The sequence below is a fragment of the Acidovorax sp. GW821-FHT10E04 genome (assembly GCF_059415185.1).
The window spans coordinates 435,588-451,221 of sequence record NZ_JBWKMT010000003.1 but is presented as its reverse complement, the minus strand read 5'-3'; the positions used below and the strand labels follow the sequence as shown (position 1 = coordinate 451,221).

The 15,634-nt window shown below is 71.1% G+C and carries 16 protein-coding genes; 5 read left to right on the top strand and 11 right to left on the bottom strand.

The features are described from left to right. Nucleotide 1: 1 nt before the first annotated feature. From AC07OC_RS11420 to AC07OC_RS11410, 3 genes are all read right to left on the bottom strand, one after another. The gene (locus tag AC07OC_RS11420) at nt 2-547 is read right to left on the bottom strand and encodes a YfiR family protein (RefSeq protein ID WP_218296383.1); all 546 of its coding nucleotides are present in this window, start codon (nt 545-547) and stop codon (nt 2-4) included. A 3-nt stretch (nt 548-550) separates the two neighbouring features. Then, a complete protein-coding gene (locus AC07OC_RS11415; protein WP_255590944.1) occupies nt 551-2,566 on the bottom strand; it encodes a TonB-dependent receptor plug domain-containing protein in 2,016 nt (671 codons plus the stop codon). 197 nt (nt 2,567-2,763) lie between these two features. Then, nucleotides 2,764-6,732 carry a WG repeat-containing protein gene (locus AC07OC_RS11410; RefSeq protein WP_494601200.1) on the bottom strand — a complete coding sequence of 1,323 codons (3,969 nt, stop codon included), beginning with the start codon at nt 6,730-6,732 and terminating at the stop codon, nt 2,764-2,766. Between the two features lie 260 nt (nt 6,733-6,992). Here AC07OC_RS11410 and AC07OC_RS11405 point away from each other — a divergent pair, with 260 nt between their 5' ends. The 5 genes from AC07OC_RS11405 to AC07OC_RS11385 all read left to right on the top strand — a co-directional run bounded on the left by AC07OC_RS11405 (nt 6,993) and on the right by AC07OC_RS11385 (nt 10,400). Beyond that, nucleotides 6,993-7,409: a YciI family protein gene (locus tag AC07OC_RS11405; protein WP_218339320.1), complete on the top strand. Its 417-nt coding sequence runs from the start codon at nt 6,993-6,995 to the stop codon at nt 7,407-7,409. Between the two features lie 29 nt (nt 7,410-7,438). Next, the gene (locus AC07OC_RS11400) at nt 7,439-7,975 is read left to right on the top strand and encodes an SRPBCC family protein (protein WP_494601198.1); all 537 of its coding nucleotides are present in this window, start codon (nt 7,439-7,441) and stop codon (nt 7,973-7,975) included. A gap of 62 nt (nt 7,976-8,037) precedes the next feature. Beyond that, entirely contained in the window at nt 8,038-8,445 is a 408-nt protein-coding gene (locus AC07OC_RS11395) for a VOC family protein (protein ID WP_494601196.1), read from the top strand. A gap of 19 nt (nt 8,446-8,464) precedes the next feature. After that, nucleotides 8,465-9,769, top strand: a complete 1,305-nt coding sequence (locus tag AC07OC_RS11390) for an RNA polymerase sigma factor (protein ID WP_218339323.1) — start codon at nt 8,465-8,467, stop codon at nt 9,767-9,769. Between the two features lie 109 nt (nt 9,770-9,878). Further along, complete coding sequence (locus tag AC07OC_RS11385) at nt 9,879-10,400, top strand: GFA family protein (protein WP_218296376.1); 522 nt, start codon at nt 9,879-9,881, stop codon at nt 10,398-10,400. Nucleotides 10,401-10,420: 20 nt separating this feature from the next. Here the strand turns inward: AC07OC_RS11385 and AC07OC_RS11380 are convergent, their stop codons facing one another. The 8 genes from AC07OC_RS11380 to AC07OC_RS11345 form a co-directional block, all read right to left on the bottom strand. Beyond that, entirely contained in the window at nt 10,421-10,903 is a 483-nt protein-coding gene (locus AC07OC_RS11380; protein ID WP_370627749.1) for a reverse transcriptase-like protein, read from the bottom strand. A gap of 48 nt (nt 10,904-10,951) precedes the next feature. Then, complete coding sequence (locus tag AC07OC_RS11375) at nt 10,952-11,218, bottom strand: DUF3297 family protein (protein WP_218296375.1); 267 nt, start codon at nt 11,216-11,218, stop codon at nt 10,952-10,954. A 158-nt stretch (nt 11,219-11,376) separates the two neighbouring features. After that, nucleotides 11,377-11,988: a 3'-5' exonuclease gene (locus tag AC07OC_RS11370; RefSeq protein ID WP_494601193.1), complete on the bottom strand. Its 612-nt coding sequence runs from the start codon at nt 11,986-11,988 to the stop codon at nt 11,377-11,379. A gap of 126 nt (nt 11,989-12,114) precedes the next feature. Continuing rightward, complete coding sequence (locus tag AC07OC_RS11365; protein ID WP_492806730.1) at nt 12,115-12,882, bottom strand: hypothetical protein; 768 nt, start codon at nt 12,880-12,882, stop codon at nt 12,115-12,117. A gap of 77 nt (nt 12,883-12,959) precedes the next feature. After that, nucleotides 12,960-14,207: an extracellular catalytic domain type 1 short-chain-length polyhydroxyalkanoate depolymerase gene (locus tag AC07OC_RS11360; protein WP_494601190.1), complete on the bottom strand. Its 1,248-nt coding sequence runs from the start codon at nt 14,205-14,207 to the stop codon at nt 12,960-12,962. Nucleotides 14,208-14,247: 40 nt separating this feature from the next. Continuing rightward, complete coding sequence (locus tag AC07OC_RS11355; protein ID WP_218296371.1) at nt 14,248-14,676, bottom strand: CopG family transcriptional regulator; 429 nt, start codon at nt 14,674-14,676, stop codon at nt 14,248-14,250. Nucleotides 14,677-14,826: 150 nt separating this feature from the next. Next, nucleotides 14,827-15,075 carry a hypothetical protein gene (locus tag AC07OC_RS11350; protein ID WP_218296370.1) on the bottom strand — a complete coding sequence of 83 codons (249 nt, stop codon included), beginning with the start codon at nt 15,073-15,075 and terminating at the stop codon, nt 14,827-14,829. A 46-nt stretch (nt 15,076-15,121) separates the two neighbouring features. After that, the gene (locus tag AC07OC_RS11345) at nt 15,122-15,625 is read right to left on the bottom strand and encodes a pyridoxamine 5'-phosphate oxidase family protein (protein WP_218296369.1); all 504 of its coding nucleotides are present in this window, start codon (nt 15,623-15,625) and stop codon (nt 15,122-15,124) included. Nucleotides 15,626-15,634 lie beyond the last annotated feature (9 nt).

Below are 15,634 nucleotides of genomic sequence, written 5' to 3'. Positions count from 1 at the left end.
ATCATCTGGCCGCCCTGGCCAGCCGCAGCAGTCGGGAACTCACGGACAGGCCCGCGCGCGCGGTGGCATCGGTGTTGATGGCGAACACGATGCGGTTCTTCTGCTGGCCGAGCGTGATCATGATGTCGGGGCTGCCTGCGGCGTCCTCATCGGCCACCGTCAGGATGCCGTGGGCGGGCGGCAGGGCCCGCAGCGCGCGCAGCACCGGCTCGATGTCGGCGCCGTGCAGGATGAGCACGCGGCAATGGCGCAGCTCGGCCAGTTCCAGCAGCCTCACCCGGATGGGCCGCCCCTTGCGGGCGGGCTTGCCCTCCAGGGCCGTCAGGGCGCGCTTGAGCGGACTGAAGGGAGAGATGCACAGGGGCCAGTCGCCGTCGGTGGCCAGGTCGCTGTCGGGCCATTCGATGAACTGGATGAAGTTGAAGATGTAGGCGGCCTTGAGATCGGGTTCCTCCACGGGGTTGGTGGCATGCGCCAGGCCCCCCGCCCAGCACAGCACGCACAGCCCGGCCCACAGCAGGTTGCGCAGGCGCAGGGCGTGGGACATGGCTCAGAACCCGTAGGTGAGCTTGACGCGGTAGGTCCGTCCATCCTGCCGGATCGAGTCTTCGCGGATTTCGTAGGAGGCGGGGTCCGCGTGGCGGCGGTTGAAGACGTTGTACACGCCCACCGACACATCCACGTCCCCCAGGCGCTTCGTATAGACGAGGTTGGCCAGGACGTGCGCAGGCAGGCGCGCGTTCGCGAGCGTCCTGCGCGCGCCCACGCCAATGGCCTCGACGGCATACTGCCCCGGCCTGCCCTGCCCCGGCGCCGCGAGCGCCAGCGTGTCCGACCACTGCAGCTTGAGCAGGTGCCGGGGGGAGTTGGTCAGCGTCTCGGGTGCGCCCGCGTCGCGCGCCTTCTGCCACCCGTAGGCCACGCGCAGGCGCGACCCTCCTTGCCAGCGCTGCTCCACCTCGGTCTCCATGCCATGCACGCGCACGCCCCGCGCGTTGCTGAACCTGAGCCTGTCCGGGATGCCCGCGTCCCCCAGCGAGATCAGGTCGGTCACCTCGGACCTGAACGCCGTCAACAGCATGCGCGTGGTGCCGGTGGGGGCGTGTTCCAGCGCCAGCTCCGTGGTGCGCACCTTTTCGAGCCGCAGGCCCGCCAGATCGACGATGCCGCCGGGCAGGTCCACCCGGTAGTCGCGCTCGTAGGCGTTGGGCGGCCGGTAGGCCGTGCCATGCAGCAGCTTGACGGCCGTGGCCGGGTTCCACCAGTACACCAGGCCCAGCCGGGGATGGAAGCTGCCGTCGCTGCCCGACTGCTTGCCCCACCGCAGGCCCGCGTGCAGGGTGAGCGTGGGCGCCAGCGCGAACTCGTCCTGGACATAGATGCCCAGCGCGTTCCCCGTGCGGCGGGTATCCAGGTATTGCACGGGCGGATCCACGTCGGCATTGAGCTGCCGGATGCGGGTGTCGCGCCGGTAGTCGACGCCCCACGCGAGCTTGTGGCGTGCAAGGGCCGTGCTCACCCACTGCCATTCCGTGCCCCACCATTGGCCGGTGCCCACGTCGCGGTTGAGCGTGGGCGGCGGATAGTCGTACGCGTAGTCGCCCACGAAGCGGTAGTGCCCGGCGTGGACGCGCCCGGTGAACGCGAGGGAGGGCTGCAGCTGGCTCGCATACTCGGCCGCGACGCGGGTGGTGGTGTCGATGGACCGCGAGCGCGGGTCATTGAAGGTCTGCGAGAACGCCGCGGTGGGCGTGCCCTTGCTGCGCTCGCCGTGCGCCAGGGTGAGGCTCAGGCCGTCGCGCTGCATCCGCGCGAACAGCTGGGTGCTGCGGTCGAAATCCAGGCGCTGCGCGACGCCCTGGTTGCTGGCCGGCGTGTCGAACGCGGCGAAGTACTGGTCCGCGCCCCGGCTGCTCGCGCGCGTCAGCGCGATCAGCCAGTCCCCGCCCTGTGCGTCCACGGTTCCCACCGAGAAGCGGGCCTTGGCGCTGCCGTGGCTGCCGGCCGCCACGCTCAGCTGCGGGCCGGCCAGCTGGCGGCCGTCGCGCGTGATGACGTTGACCACGCCGAAGAACGCATTGGGTCCATAGACGGCGGAGCCCGGCCCCGGCACGAACTCCACGCGGTCCACCAGGTCCAGGTCCAGCGGGAAGTCGGTGCCGATGGTGGCCTGGTCGTAGAGGTTGTCATTGAAGCGCACGCCATTGACCAGCAGCAGCACGCGGGTGTTGTAGTCGCCCGGCGTGGCGAAGCCGCGCGTGCCCAGGTAGTGGTAGGAGCGGTCGTACGACACATACAGCCCGCGCATGCTGCCCAGCACCTCGGCCAGCGTGCGGTAGCCGAAGAGCCGGATGTCGTCGGCGGTCACCACGCTCACCAGGGCGGGTGCTTCCAGGGTGGTCTGCGTGTACCGGCTGGCGGTCCGGACTTCCATCTGCACGAGCTGTTCCAGCGGCAGATGGGCGATGTCCGCCTGCGCGATGGCGTGGGAGAGTCCGCTGCAAAGGAGGGCCAGCGCCATGCGCTGTGGCCACTGTGCCGGGCGATGGTCCGATCCTCTTGTCATGGGCGTTGCACCCGCTGTGGCGGTGGCTCCTGTGTGCGAGACCAAGCGTTCCGGAGGTTCGTGGTTCGGTGGGGCGAGTGTTTACAAATTGTATCCACCAGCAGGCCCGGCAGGCCCCCGGGGGGATCGGTGATGACCCTAGGAAAAATGTAAAAGGTGGCCGCAGCAGCCGCAGCAGCCGGTGGGCCGGCTGGGGCTCAGTCCCCCGCCGCCGAATCCCCGCGGTGGGCGAAGGCCAGGCCCACGCGGCGGTACAGGCGGCGCCAGCCGAACAGGTAGACCACCACCAGGGCCGCCGCGACCGCGAGCCAGGGGCTCTGGGGGCTGGCGAACACAAACCGCCACGCCCAGTACAGTTCGGAAAAGCCCATGAGCGCGAACGTCCCCAGCCCGATCCACGCGCCTTCCGCCCGCCAGGCAGCCACCGAGACGAACGCGTGGCCCACCCAGGCCGCCAGGCCCAGCAGCAGGTGGGTGGCCCAGGCCAGCACCGGCCGCTGCTCGAACCAGCCCGCCAGTCCGGTGAGGGTGGGCGGCGTGCCGGACCGGGCGGTCACGGCGGCCTGCACCAGGAACGCGGCCAGCACGCCCTGGTGCTGCAGACGGCGGGCGGCGGTGCCCTGCCCCTTCAGCGCGGAATCGACCACGTGGCGTGCCAGCCAGCCGCCCACGCCGCCGGCGCGGGGGGTGCCGTCTGCGGCATCCCCGTCATCGCGGGGCAGGCGCGCGGCGGCTTCCCGGGCCTGGTCGTGCAGGGCCTGGGGCACATGTTCCATGGCGCTGGCGCTGCGGCGCACCGCGTGGGCGCAGACCGCCACGGTGCGCAGCGCGGGCGGGATCTGCTCCAGCCGCCAGCCGCCCTCCTGCACATGCGCGATGCAGGCTTCCTCGCTGAGCATGTCGGGAGGGATCTGGCCGAAATCCTTCACGCCCTGGCGCAGCGCCGCCGCATAGCGCGCGGGGGTCATGAGGCGCTTGGGCACGAAGCGCACCGTGTCCTCGTCGGCCGCCAGGGCGGCATCGACCATGGCGTGGGTGATGCGTTCGCGCGGCACATCGGCCAGGGTGCGCGGGTGCGACTGCAGCCGTGCGATCAGCGTGGCGTCATCGGCCGCCTGGGCCTGGCCCTGCGCCAGGCCTTGCAGCCAGCGCGTGTCCTCGGCGGCATCCCACTGCGCGGCGTAGGGCGACTGCAGCGAGAGCACCGTGGAGGCCTCGAGCGCCGCTTCCTGCGTGCGGCGCAGGGCGCGCAAGGCGCTGGCCAGGATGTAGCGCGCATGCTCTTCGTGGCGCACGCGGCCGAGGCCCAGGCGGGCGTCGGCCATCGCGCCTTCAGGGTCGCCCGCCCACAGCCGAGCCCAGGCGCGCTGCACGTGCCAGTGGCTGGCCTCGCGGGGTTCGCCGTCCCGGCGGGCCTGGTCCAGGTCGTCCGCGATGAGCCGGGTGGTGACGTCCTCGCGCAGCGCGGGCGGTACGGCGAGGAACATGTCCCAGCGGTCCTGCAGCGCGGCCACGCACACGTCGGTGGTGCGCCGCGCCGCAGGGATCTTGTCCAGTGACAGGCCGTTGGCGCGCGCCGAGGCCAGGCACAGCGCGGGCGTGAGCATGTCGGCGGGAATGTGCTCGATCAGGCAGCCGTAGTCGTGCCGCACGGCGCGCTCGGCCAGCGCGGGCGTGATCTTGCGCGGGTCGATGTAGCTGATGTTGTAGATGTCGGCCTGCAGGGCGGCCTGCTCCACCGCATCGGTGCGCAGCCAGTGCGCCAGGTCCTTGAGCGGCGCCTGGGCGCGCACCGCCTTGAGCGCGAGCTCGGGCGTGAGCAGGCAGCCCCACACGTCGCACAGGCTGTTGTGGTCCCAGGTGGCGGGGATGCGGCTGTTGCGCTCGTCGCGCCAGTCCCATTCGGGCTGGCCGGCATACAGGCTGCGTGCCAGGGCCAGGGCTTCGGCGGTCATGCATTCGGGCGGGATGCCGGCCGCCTCGCGCAGGCCCCGGCGCACCAGCGATTCGAGCCGTGCGGTTGTCCGCCAGGCCGCAGGCACGTATTCCAGCGCCGCCACGTTCGCATCCAGGGCGGCATCCACCACCGCATCGTCCAGCCACTGCGCGGGCACATGGGCGATCGCATGGCGGTCGTTGCACACGGCGTGCAGCCATTCATCACGTGTCCGGGGCGGCTGCGTGGCCGGCGCGCCCTCGGGGGGCCGGCTGTCCAGCGCCGGGCCGTCGCTGTCCGGGCCTTCGGGCTCGCCGCCGTGGCCGGGCGGTTCCGTGGCGGGGCCGGCGCCGCGCGCGCGCTGCGCCAGCTGCAGCGCGTCGATGCTGGGCGCGGCCATGAGCCACAGTTCCCACCACACATCGCCGTCGCCCGAGTCCGAATGCTTGTACAGCGTGAGCCACTGTTCGCGCGCCTCGTGCAGCGCGCCGCCGTCGCCCGGCAGGGGCTTGGCCAGCGCCACGGGCCAGGCCTGCGTGTAGTCGCCCTGGCGGCGCCAGGGGACGGCGTGCTCCGGGTTCGGGTCGGCGGCGCCAAAACGCGCGCTCAGCTGCTGCACCATCGCCACGCGGGCTTCGTCCACCGCGCGGTTGAGGTCGGTGCACAGGAATTCGTAGGGGCCGTTGTGCGATTCGCTCAGGTAGGCGCGCATCACCCGCCGCACGACCACGGTGCGGCCGGCCTGCACCTGGCCGGGGTCCTGCTCCCCGTCGTCATCGTCATCTTCATCGTCGCCGTCCACGGGTTCGTCGGGCGCGAGTTCATCGCCCGCCGCCAGGCGGTGCAGCCGGGCCTCGGCGTCGGCCAGCAGGTCCACGGCCAGCGGCACGATGCCGTCGAGCGTCTTGAGGTTTTCCAGGTGGTCGGTGAGCGGCGCGTGGAAGAACGGCCCGGGGGGCCAGCAGTTCTCGCGCACGCCGCTGCGCCACAGGGGCGTGCCCCCGGCGTCGAGCAGGGCCACCTGCTGGCCGTCGTAGTGCGCGCGCCAGGCGACGGCGCCCTCGCCGTCGATAAAGGCCAGTTGCCCGTCGCGGGTCAGAAACGGCACCAGCGGCGTGTCCGGCGGGTGCCCCACCAGCCAGCCATCGCCATCGGTCAGCGGCTCCAGCAGGTGGTCGGGCGCGGGCACGAAACGGCCGTCCGGGTGCAGCAGGCCCCAGTGCGCCGGGGCCGCTGTGGTGGCATCGGCCGCGCCCTTGCGCACGGCGGCGGCGGTGCGCACGACGGCAAAGCCGCTTTCCGCCGAGAAATCCGTGCCGTAGCTCAGCGGCGGGGCCGCAAGGGGTTTGCCGTCGGCCGTGAGAAAGCCCGTGCCGTCATAGCTGTTGGCGGCCACGCCGCAGGCCATGCGCCGCGAGAGGTGGCGCCCGCCTTTCACGACCACCTTGCCGCGCGCGTTGAGGTAGCCATGGCCGTTGTCCCAGGCATGGGGTTCGTCGAAGAAGGCCAGGCCCTCGGCATTGAAGGCATCGATGCGCGGGTAGCGGGGCTCCAGCACCCAGCGGCCTTGTGCGTCGATGAGGCCGTAGGTGTCGCCGTCCAGCGAGGCGGCCGTGGCGGTGGATTCGCCAAACGGCCGCGCGTCGCGAAAGCGGGGCTCGATCACCCAGCGCCCCGTGCGGTCCACGAAGCCCTGGGTGCGCTGGTTGCTGGCCTTCTTCCACAGCGTGGCGCGCGCCAGGCCATTGGCGCCGAAGGGGCTCAGCTCATGGAACACCTCGTCGCAGGTGGTGTGGCCGGTGCGGTCGATGATGCGCCAGGCATCCTGGCCCACCTGCACCGCGCACAAACCGTTGCGAAACGGCTGGGCGTTGTCGAATGCGGGAGGGATGGCCACCGTCCCCGCCAGGTCCATGAACCCCCAGCGCCCGCCGTCGCAGAAGCGGGCCAGCCCGTCCTCGGAAAAACTGCGCGCGTTCTGCAGCGTGGGCGGCACGCGCCACCGGCCCTCGCCGTCGATGTAGCCCCACGGGCCGTGGGCCGCGCGGGCTGCGCCGATCCAGCCGCCGCGCCCGTCGGCCCAGAAGCGCAGCACCTCGCCCAGGCCTTCGGCGGGGACCACGGCCCGGCCCGGGTGGACGATGACCAGCGCGAGGGCCTGGTGGCCGGGCATGAGCGGGATGCTGGCCAGCCAGGGGGGTGTTGGTTCGGTGTCGTTGTGGCTGGTCATTGCGGTCGGGTCCCTCGCGCGGCATCCTACCGAGGCAGATCGCTATGGCCGGTAACCATTTGCACGGCTTGGCGGATACGCCACAGCGGGCGGCGCTGCGGGCGTGTGGCGCAGGCCGGGCCGCGCCCCACCCTCTTTTTCTAAGTAAAAACCCTGAACCAGCCACCAAGCTGTCGATCTGCCACGGGTTCGTCCGTCGTGCTGGTGAAGGCCACGGATCGCGCCATGGCCCGCCCCCCTGACACCCCGAGGAGAACCCCATGCGATTCATGATCATCGTGAAAGCCACCGCAGAATCCGAGCGCGGCGACATGCCCACCGAACCCCTGATGGCCGCCATGGCCCGCTACCACGAAGAGCTGGCCCGGGCGGGCGTGCTGCTGGACGGCAGCGGCCTCAAGCCCAGCGCGCAGGGCTGGCGCGTGCGCTACGGCGCGGCCGGGGCGCGCACCACCATCACCGACGGTCCCTTCACCGAGACCAAGGAGCTCATCGCCGGCTACACGCTGATCCAGGTGCGCGACCGCGACGAGGCGCTGGAATGGACGCGCCGCTTCCCCAACCCGCGCGGCGAGGGCCTGGAGGCCGAGATTGAGGTGCGCCCGCTCTACGAGATGGAGGACTTCGCCGCCGTGGAGGGCGTCGAGCACTTCCGCGACCTGGAAGCCCGCCGCTGAACCGCTGCCCCTGCCTGGAGACCATCGCCATGATCAAGACCATCGCCCTCGTGCTGCTCGCCGCCCTGGCGCTGCTGCTGGCGTTTGCCGCCACCCGCCCCGACAGCTTCCGCGTGGAGCGCAGCCGCGTGATCCCCGCGCCGCCAGAACGTGTGTACGGGCTCATCCACGACCTGCGCCAGTTCAACACCTGGAACCCGTATGAACGCAAGGACCCCGCCGCCAAGGGCCAGTACAGCGCCACCACCGCAGGCCCCGGCGCGCGCTATGCGTGGCAGGGCGACAAGGTGGGCTCCGGCAGCATGGAGATCGTCGACGCCACGGCCCCCGCGCGGGTTGCGATGAAGCTCGACTTTGTGGCCCCGTTCGAGGCCCACAACCAGGTGGAATTCACGCTCCAGCCCGAGGGCTCCGGCGCCACCCGCGTCACCTGGGCCATGCAGGGCCCCGTGCCGTACGTCGCCAAGATCGCCCACCTGTTCTTCAACATGGACCGCATGGTCGGCCAGGACTTCGAGGACGGCCTGGCCAACCTGCAGGCCGTGGCGCAAAAACCAGCGACCTGAACCGCGCACCTTTGCCAAACCTTCTGTTTCCCTTTACCTTCCCACCCCTTCAGGAGCCTTTCATGCACAAGCAAATCTTCGTGAACCTGCCCATCGAGAACATGGCCCGCTCGCAGGCGTTCTTCCGCGCGCTGGGCTACGAGTTCAACCCCGAGTTCACCAACGAACAGGGCGCCTGCCTGGTGGTGGGCGAGAACCTGTTCGTGATGCTGCTGGTCAGGGACTTCTACCAGACCTTCACCAGCAAGACGATCGCCGACGCACGCACCACCTCGGAGGTGCTGGTGTGCTTCTCGTGCGACAGCCGCGAGGAGGTCGATGCCCTCGTCGCCAAGGCCGTGGCGGCCGGCGGCATCTCGCCGCGCCCGGTGCAGGACCTGGGCTTCATGTATTCGCGCAGCTTCGACGACCTGGACGGCCACAGCTGGGAGTTCGTGCACATGGTGGATGCCAGCAAGGCGCTGGGCTGAGCTTTCACCGAGGCCACCGATGCACAACCCCCGCAGTCCCGATGCCGATGCCAGCGCCGATGCCCTGCACCGCACCATCGATTCGGTGTGGCGCATCGAGGCCGCGCGCATCATCGCCAGCGTGGCGCGCATGACGCGCGACGTGGGCCGGGCCGAGGAGCTGGCGCAGGACGCGCTGGTGGCCGCGCTGGAGCACTGGCCCGCCACCGGCCTGCCCGCGAACCCGGGGGCATGGCTCATGACCACGGCCAAGCGCCGCGCCATCGACCACCTGCGCCAGCAGGCGGTGCATGCGCGCGAGCACGAGGCGCTGGGCAAGGACCTGCAGGCGCTCGAAGCCCAGTACGCCCCCGACGTGGTGGACGCCCTGGTCGCTGCGCAGCAGGACGACATCGGCGACGACCTGCTGCGCCTGATCTTCACCGCCTGCCACCCCGTGCTGCCCACCGAGGCGCGCGTGGCGCTCACGCTGCGGCTGCTGGGCGGCCTCACCACGGCCGAGATCGCACGGGCGTTCCTGGTGCCCGAGCCCACCGTCGCGCAGCGCATCGTGCGGGCCAAGCGCAGCCTGTCGGCCGCCCACGTGCCCTTCGAGGTGCCGGGCGCGGCCGAGCGCGCGCCGCGCCTGGCGTCGGTGCTCGAAGTCATCTACCTCGTCTTCAACGAAGGTTACGCGGCCACGGCGGGCGACGACTGGATGCGCCCTGCCCTGTGCGGCGAAGCCCAGCGCCTGGTGCGCGTGCTGGCCAGCCTGGTGCCCGACGAGCCCGAGGTGCAGGGGCTGGTGGCGCTGCTGGAAATCCAGGCCTCGCGCCTGCCCGCGCGCACCGATGGCGAGGGCAAACCCGTGCTGCTCATGGACCAGGACCGCGCGCGGTGGGACCGGCTGCTGGTGCGCCGGGGCCTGGCCGCGCTCGACAAGGCCGAGGAGCTGGCGCGCGCGGGCCATGCCTGGGGCCCCTACGCGCTGCAGGGCGCGATCGCCGCCTGCCATGCCCGCGCGCGGCGCGCCCAGGACACCGACTGGGCCCACATCGTGGCGCTGTACGACGCGCTCGCGCAGGTGGCGCCCTCGCCCGTCGTGGCGCTGAACCGCGCCGTGGCGGTGGGCATGGCCGAAGGCCCGGCGGCGGCGCTGCGGCTGGTGGACGAGATCGCGGCGGACCCCGTGCTGGCCCAGTACCACTGGCTGCCCAGCGTGCGCGGCGACCTGCTGGCCAAGCTGGGCCGCGTGGCCGAGGCGCGCGCCGAGTTCGAGCGCGCGGCGGGCCTCACGCGCAACGCGCAGGAAAAGGCGCTGCTGCTGGCGCGCGCGGGCGGCTGAACGGCGCTTGCACCCCGGGGACGGGCACCGCGCGCGGCGGCCGCGTGATTTTGTCCCGCGCTTTCGCCAAAATGGTGCCTCGTTCCGTTTTGCCGCCCACCGCCCTGCCATGACGCACCCAGACCCCGTGTTCCCGCTGGACGGCGGCTGTACCTGCCGCCATGTCCGCTACCGCATGCTCACCGCGCCGCTTTTCGTGCACTGCTGCCATTGCCGCTGGTGCCAGCGGGAAAGCGGGGCGTCGTTCGCCTTGAACGCCATGATCGAGGCCGACAGGCTGGCGCTGCGGGTGGGCGAGGTCGACCTGGTGGACACCCCGTCCGAAAGCGGCTTTGGCCAGAAGATCGCGCGCTGCCCGCACTGCCGCGTGGCGGTGTGGAGCCACTACTCCGGCGCGGGCCCGCTCGTCGCCTTCGTGCGCGTGGGCACGCTGGACGCGCCGGACCACCTGCCGCCCGACATCCACATCTACACCGCGTCGAAGCAGCCCTGGGTGGTGCTTGCGCCCGGCACGCCCGCCGTGGCGCAGTATTACGACCGGGACGCCCACTGGCCCCCGGGCAGCCTGGCCCGCCGCCAGGCCCTGCTGCCCCGCATCAACGCCTACCGCGAGGCCCTGGGCCTGGACTGAGCGCGCAGCGCGCCGGCCGGTCAGCGCCGCTTTTTCCTGGTGCGGGTGTGGTGCTTCGTGGACGGCTTGGGCGCCAGGCCCAGCGCGCCGCGCGCGAGGGTGTCGGCCTGACCATTGCGGTGGCGCGGAATCCAGCGCACCGCCACATCGCCCACGGCCTGCATCAGCCCGCGCACCTCGTCGAACAGCAAGGCCAGCCGCGCGATGGGCGCGGCGCGCGCACCACCGGGGGCGAGCTGCTCCACCAACACGCTGTTGTCGCTGTACACCCGCACGCCAGCGGTTGCAGCGGTGCCCTGGGCCTGCAGCCAGCGCAGCGCCAGGGCCAGCGCCCTCAGCTCGGCCTCGTTGTTGCAGCCGGTGAAGGTGGTGGCCTCGGACAGCTGCTGCGCCACCGTGCCATCGGGCGCGTGCACCACCGCGCCCAGCCCCATGCGCCCCGGGTTGGGCACGGCGCTGCCGTCGCAATGGATCACCCAGGGGGCGGCGTTGTCGTCAGGCACGGAAAACGCGCGGCAGATACCGGCGCGGCGCGGCCGCGCGGGGCGATGTCACTTGTAGAAAGCCTCGACCTTGCCCTTGAGCTTGATCATCAGCGGGTGGCCCTTGCGGTCCACCGTCTTGCCCGCGGGCACCTTCACCCAGCCTTCGCTGACGCAGTATTCCTCGACATCCGTGCGGTCCTTGCCGTTGAAGCGGATGCCGATGTCGTGCTGGAACACCGCGGCCACATGGTGCGGGCTGCGCGGGTCCACGCTCAGGTGGTCGGGGAGTGGGGGGCGGCCGGCGGCGGCAGCGGCTGGGGTGGTGTCGGTCATGCGGTGGTCTGGTTGAAAAGCGAAAGCGCGGATTTTCCGGGATTTGGCCGAGGACCCGGATCAGGTGCCCCCTGGGGCACGGCTGGAACATGAATGAAAATGCCTTCTAGCGCACTGTGGATAAGCGCAGCAGGCTATCGAATATGTAGCAAACGCATTCAGGGCGTGGCGTGCCGCGCGAGCAGCGCGCCCACCGCGGGTTTGGCGCAGCGCTGCACCAGCTGCAGCAGTGCATGGCTGGGTTCGGCCACCCGCCAGCGCGTGCGCAGGTCGTGCTGGATGCGCGCGAGCAGCGCGGCGGCCATTTCGGCATCGGCCAGCGCCCGGTGGGCCTGGCCGGTGCGTGGCAGGCCGTGGTAGTCCACCAGCGTCCCCAGTTTGTGGCTGGGCGCCTGGGGGTACAGGCGGCGCGACAGCAGCACCGTGCAGGCAAACGGGTGCGGCGCAGCCACGCCGGCCAGCGCCAGTTCGGCCTGCCAGAACTTGCTGTCGAACGACGCGTTGTGCGCCACCATGGGCGCGTCGCCCACGAAGCGCGCGGCATCGGCCATGACGCCTGCGGCCTCAGGGGCCGCGTTCACCATGGCGTTGGTGATGCCGGTGAGCTGGGTGATGAACGGCGGAATCCACGCGCCGGTTTTCAGGAGGCTCTGGAAGCGGTCCACTACCTGGCCTTTTTCCAGCAGCACGATGGCGATCTCGGTCGCGCGCGCGCCCTGGCCGGGCGAGACGCCGGTGGTTTCAAAGTCGATGACGGCGATGGGGGGCATGGGTGTTCCGAGGGGCAAGGCCGTGCGTCAGCGGCCCCCATTGCGGGCCGCAGCGGGTTGTGCCGGCGGGCCTGCAGGATAAACCGAACCCCGTGCCGGGCCCCGGGGGTGGTCGGCTGGGAACGGCTACGCAGTGAAGGTGTAGTCCACCGGCACGCGGTGTTCGTAGACCGTCTGGCTCGACGCATTCTTCATCAGCAGCCGCAGGCCCGTGAGCGCGCAGGGGTCGATGAGGGTGAAGTGCCTGTGCACGGTCCCCGCGCCGTCCAGCCGGCCCGTGGTGCCCTCGTAGGTCATGTTGGCCTGCGTGTCGGGAATGACCCAGATGTCCAGGCCTTCCTCCGCCTGGATGTCGTATTCGACCTCGACATCGATGCGGGTGCCGGCCTTGACCGTGGCGGGGGACGCAATGGACAGACGGATGTCGGTGATCCGCGATCCCTTGCCATCGTTCCTTTGCGCCTCGTCCAGCACCGCTTCCTCGTAGGTGAAGTCCACGGCGATGGCCTGGTTGAACACCTCCACGAAGTCCCGGTTCTTGACCACGATGAACAACTCGCGCACGGTCCCCGCCTGCGTGAGGTGCACCGAACGGCTCACACGCCCGGAGCCCGGGTTCAGCATGTCGTGCGAGCCTTCGTAGAGGGAGTCGTAGGTGGTGTCCAGGATCTTCACCCACGCATACAGCGGCTCGCGCGGCGCGCCGTAGCGGTAGTCCAGGGTCACGGTGATCGGCGTGTTGGCCTGCAGCACGCTGCCCGAGGGGGGCGCGATGGAGACCGCGGTGATGCGCAGGTCGGTGCGGGTGTTGTCCTGGCGCCCCGAACGCCGCAGGGCGTAGAAGACCAGCCCGATGGCCACCAGCCCCGCGACGGTGATGTAGACGTTCTCCATGACGGATTCCTCTCCCTGGATGGCTTTCGCACCGTGTTGTTGTGCTGGATGAAGGTGGCGCTGCGCTCCCGGGCAAATTATGGCGGGGTGCCGGCCAGTCCCCGGGGATGCTCCAGGAAGAACCGCAGCATCTCCCGCGTGGCCGATACCCCCCGGGGGTCGGTGTGGCTGCCCTGCGCATGCCCGCCCGCCCAGGCATGGCCGCCGCCATGCAGCACCCAGTGCTCCGCCACCGGCGCGCCTGCGAGGCCATACACCGTGCGCGTGTAGCCCTGGCCACCGGCCGACTGGCCCTGGTGCGTGCCCAGCTCCACGGTGCCCGGGGCGCTGGCCCGCGCCGCCTGCACCAGCTGCTCGCCGTTGCGGGCGTGCACGGTGGTGTCGGCATCGCCGTGGAATACGATCAGGGGCGCCGCCGCAACAGCCCCCGGAGCCGGGGTGCCCGCCGCCGGCCTGGCGCCATGCTTCATGGCCGACAGCGCCCCCATCACGTTGTGTGCCGCGCCGGCCTGCAGGCCCGAGTGCACGCCCACGGCCGCAAACACGTCGGGGTACTCGCGGCCCAGCAGCGCGGCCATGGCGCCGCCGGCCGACAGGCCCGCCACGTAGACGCGCCGCGCATCCACGGGGTGGCGCGCCATCACGTCCTGCACCATCGCCACCAGCAGAGCGAGTTCGCCGCCGCCCCGGCGCTGGTCTTCGGGGCGGAACCAGTTCCAGCAGCCGTTGGGGTTGGCGCTGTGGGGCTGTGCGGGGTACAGCACCAGCGCGTTGGCCGGGGCGGCGGCGGCGTTCATCCCGGTGCCGGTGGCGAAGTCCACGGGGTTCTGCGTGCAGCCGTGCAGCATCAGCACCAGGGGCATGGGCGTGCCGGCCCCCGCGCCGGGCGGCACGTACAGGTGGTAGTGGTGCGGGTTGTGCGGGGCACCAGGGTGGCTGAAGGCGACTGCGGTGAAGCTGTCCGGGGGCTCGGCGGCGTGCGGCGCGGCGGCCGCCGGGCGTGCACCCGGCCCGGACGGTGGGGCGGGCCGGGCCGCGCCCGGGGGGGCTTGCACGGTGCCGCGCTCGACCACCACCGCGTCCTCCACGTCCTGCGCCGCGCTGCTGCGCCACGGGGTTCCCGTGCGAAAGGCGAAGGGGGCTGCCGGTGCCTGCACCGGGGCGGGGCCCGCGCGTTCCGGCGGCGGCGCGGCGGGCCCCGGCGCCGTGGCCGAAGCGCTGCCCAGCGCCTGCTGGATGGCCCGCGTGGCATCCGCCAGCTGGCCGCTGCGCACCAGGTGGGTGGCCTGACCCATCAGCTGCTTGAGTTTGAGGTTCCAGTCCATGGGGTTCTTTCGTGGTGGTGGTTGCGGTGGTGCGCCGCGCTCAGCCAATGCGCCCTGCCAGGGCGGCCTTGACCGGGGCGCTGGCGTGAAACGCGCCCAGCACCGTGATGGAGGCAATCGTGGCCTGCGCCAGGGTGGGCGGCACGTCGTCGTCGATGCTGACCAGGCCGAGCACGCGGATCTCGAGCACCTGGCCCGCTGCCTGCACGGCTTGCAGCTCGGCGCGGCCAAACCGCTGCAGGCCCAGCACAAGCATCTTGCGGGCCACCACCTGCCGCACGGCGTCGCCCTGGGCGGCCAGCTGCTGGCGGATGGCCGTGCGGATGAAGTCGGTGCGGTTGGCATAAAACCCTTCCGACACCAGCAGGTCGATGTGGCCCAGGTCGACAAAGCCCAGGTTGATCGTGATCTTTTCGGAATCGGGAATCTTGCCGCGCACGGCCAGGGACGAAGCGGGAGCTGGGGTCATGGGGCCCTCCGTGGCCGGTGGTGTGGATGATTTCCATCCATATGGATGGTATATGGATGGAAAATTTTTTGCTTCAAGGGCCACGCGCAAAAGAAAAGAGCCCGAAGGCTCTTTGCGCATGGGTGCGAGCGGTGCCGGTGCCGGCGGCGCTCAGCCCGCCCCGCGGCTGCCCGCCGGGCCGCTGCTGCCGGCGGCGCCCCGGCGCGACTGCGCCTGGTTGCTGCTGCCCAGGTGCGTGTCGCGGTCGCCCCGGCTTTCGGGGGTGCGGCGGCCCTGGTTGATCTGGGTGGTGGGCTTGTCGCCCGTGCTGTTGTGGGCCTGGGCGACCTTGCCCGAGCCCTCGGTGTTGTCATTGCCGCCCGATGGGTCTTCCTCGCGGCGGTTTTCCTTGCTGCTCATGGAACCTCCTGGAATGGATGGTGAAGAAAAGGCGTGGCGGTGCCGTTCACGGCAGCGTCAGTTCCTTGTGCTCGCCCAGCTGGCGCGGGGGCTGGCCGGTGACGGCCGCCTTGGCCATCTTGAACAGCTGCACCATCTTGCTTTCGTCCACGTCCCAGTATTCGGCATGGCGGATGCGCACGGCCAGCAGGGCCAGCTCCGGATCGGTGTGGCCGCCCGGAAACCATGCCTGGGCCGCGGTCGACCACAAGGCTTCCTTTTGCGCCAGATCGTCCACGAAACGCGCCTGGCCCGAGAGCGAGACATAGCTGTCCGCGCCGGGGTCGGCGTACGAGACGTTCACCTCGCCATCGGTGAGGAGGCGCTCGTACAGTTCGCCGGACTTGGGGATGAAGAAATAAAGCTCCGCCTGTTCGTCCATGCGGCGGTTCTGCGTGGTCAGCGGGTGGGCATGCAGCATGCCGCTGGCGGTGCGGTGGGTCAGCATCCCGAAGCGGATGTCCTTGATGAGCTTCCACAAGGTGTCGTGGGCGGGGGTGTCGTGGGGCATGGGCTCTCC

Coding starts and splice junctions, on each gene's coding strand:
- AC07OC_RS11420 (WP_218296383.1), bottom strand. CDS start 547: ATGTCCCACGCCCTGCGCCTGCGCAACCTGCTGTGGGCCGGGCTGTGC.
- AC07OC_RS11415 (WP_255590944.1), bottom strand. CDS start 2,566: ATGACAAGAGGATCGGACCATCGCCCGGCACAGTGGCCACAGCGCATG.
- AC07OC_RS11410 (WP_494601200.1), bottom strand. CDS start 6,732: ATGACCAGCCACAACGACACCGAACCAACACCCCCCTGGCTGGCCAGC.
- AC07OC_RS11405 (WP_218339320.1), top strand. CDS start 6,993: ATGCGATTCATGATCATCGTGAAAGCCACCGCAGAATCCGAGCGCGGC.
- AC07OC_RS11400 (WP_494601198.1), top strand. CDS start 7,439: ATGATCAAGACCATCGCCCTCGTGCTGCTCGCCGCCCTGGCGCTGCTG.
- AC07OC_RS11395 (WP_494601196.1), top strand. CDS start 8,038: ATGCACAAGCAAATCTTCGTGAACCTGCCCATCGAGAACATGGCCCGC.
- AC07OC_RS11390 (WP_218339323.1), top strand. CDS start 8,465: ATGCACAACCCCCGCAGTCCCGATGCCGATGCCAGCGCCGATGCCCTG.
- AC07OC_RS11385 (WP_218296376.1), top strand. CDS start 9,879: ATGACGCACCCAGACCCCGTGTTCCCGCTGGACGGCGGCTGTACCTGC.
- AC07OC_RS11375 (WP_218296375.1), bottom strand. CDS start 11,218: ATGACCGACACCACCCCAGCCGCTGCCGCCGCCGGCCGCCCCCCACTC.
- AC07OC_RS11370 (WP_494601193.1), bottom strand. CDS start 11,988: ATGCCCCCCATCGCCGTCATCGACTTTGAAACCACCGGCGTCTCGCCC.
- AC07OC_RS11365 (WP_492806730.1), bottom strand. CDS start 12,882: ATGGAGAACGTCTACATCACCGTCGCGGGGCTGGTGGCCATCGGGCTG.
- AC07OC_RS11360 (WP_494601190.1), bottom strand. CDS start 14,207: ATGGACTGGAACCTCAAACTCAAGCAGCTGATGGGTCAGGCCACCCAC.
- AC07OC_RS11355 (WP_218296371.1), bottom strand. CDS start 14,676: ATGACCCCAGCTCCCGCTTCGTCCCTGGCCGTGCGCGGCAAGATTCCC.
- AC07OC_RS11350 (WP_218296370.1), bottom strand. CDS start 15,075: ATGAGCAGCAAGGAAAACCGCCGCGAGGAAGACCCATCGGGCGGCAAT.
- AC07OC_RS11345 (WP_218296369.1), bottom strand. CDS start 15,625: ATGCCCCACGACACCCCCGCCCACGACACCTTGTGGAAGCTCATCAAG.